Genomic DNA, 1,598 nt, shown 5'->3' with positions numbered 1-1,598 from the left:
CTTCCGCAGCGGCCCCGGCGAAGGCCGGGGCCGCGCGCCCCGCCCCGAGCCGCTAGTCACCCTTCTCGTTCCCTGGAGCCTTCGCTGCCCCCGCACGCCACGCCCCTGATCACCGTCATCATCGCCAGCCGCCTGCGCGAGGACCGCCGCGGCTACCTGAGCGCCATGCACGCCAGCCTCACCCGGCAGACCGTGCCCTGGGAGGCTTCTCTACGTTCAGTGTGTCTCATGAGACATCGACGAGGACGAGGCTTACCAGCTCGGACTCCTGAAGCGTTCGATGAGGCACCGCAGCCCGTGAACTCCGCGAAGCCGGGCAGGTCGTTGACCCGCGCGACGCCCAGATCGAGCGGCTGAAGAAGGCCAATGCCGAGCTGAGGGCACGCGTGACCGCCCGTGACGCGCGGGTAGAGGAACTGACCGCGTTCAGGGCCCTGGCCGTTTCGCGGCTGGCCGCCCAGCACGAGGAGATCGAAAGCCTCCGTGCACAGATCACCTCGGGCGCCACGGTCCGTGTGCTGCCGACAACGGCCGACCGTACAGCCCCCTACGGATCATGCAGTTGACCGGGCGCGACTCCTCACCCGCGCCCGCGGGGCCGCACCACCGGGTGGAGGGCAGCGCCGAGCGCCGCGGCGGGGCGAACTCATCGGGACAGGCGCAGGTTCCAGCCGGTGAGCCCTTGGTCGTCGTCGTAGCGCACCAGCGCCGGGGTGTACGCCTCCGGCGCCGGACGCCCGGCCTGGAACGTTGAGGTGCCCAAGGAATCTGGCAGCGCTCCGAGGCGTGCGCCCGTCTCAACCTGTCGGTTGTCTAACAGATTTACCTTGCCCCCTCTCGGGTCCCGACCGCCCCACAGTCGAACGATTACACGATTTATGGCTTTGTTTATCGGCACAGTCGATCGGGGAGGAGCAGGGCGGCTGCCGGATTCGCGGGCCAGGGGAATCGTATGTGGGGGGAACCGTGGGGCTCCAGGAAAAAGCAGAAGAGCTTTTCCCGAAAGTGTTCCTTGTCGTCACCGGTGAGGCTGCACACGTGGTCAAGAGGGCCGATGGCTTCTCCTCTCCCACAACGTGGCGTTGGTACCAGGGGACGCAAGCGGTCGCGGGTGCCACGGTCGCCAGCATGATTCCTGGAGTAGCCAAGCTCCCGGCCATGGCCGGTTCGCTGGTCTTCACTTACCGGAAGATGGCGCACACCGCCTGGGGGATCGGTCATCACCTCAATGCCTCGATCGACCCGATGGACGATGTGCTGGTCATCACCGGCCGGTGGACCGGCGCGATCAAGAAGGATGCGCTCAGCGCCGTGTCCTTCGGTGTTCCGCTTGCGGCGACGGCTCTGACTGCAGCGGGAAGTATCGACAAGGAAGCAGCTATCGTCCATCTCCTGAAGGAGAATTACCCTGGTTTCGCCAGGATGTGGGGCGAGAAGATCGCCGATGAGGCAGCGAAGCAGAGTATGACTCGGCTGGCCGTTCCAGTGGGATTCGCGGCATTGAGCGGTGGGCCAGGCCGCCTACGAGGCCAGATTCGGCCATGTTTTCGTGCTCTGCCTGGACGGCAGCCGCCCGGACGACGCCCTGGACCGCACCC

1 protein-coding gene is annotated in these 1,598 nt (G+C 66.6%); it reads left to right on the top strand.

The genetic code is table 11. From position 1 onward, the window contains the following. Positions 1-966 precede the first annotated feature (966 nt). Positions 967-1,598 (top strand): hypothetical protein (locus tag ACFQ7F_RS45835; protein ID WP_383285744.1); only part of this gene is annotated, 632 nt, incomplete at its 3' end.

Source organism: Streptomyces sp. NPDC056486 (assembly GCF_042795295.1).
In the GTDB taxonomy this organism is placed as follows: Bacteria; Actinomycetota; Actinomycetes; order Streptomycetales; family Streptomycetaceae; genus Streptomyces.
This window is presented reverse-complemented; position numbering and strand designations above follow the sequence as displayed.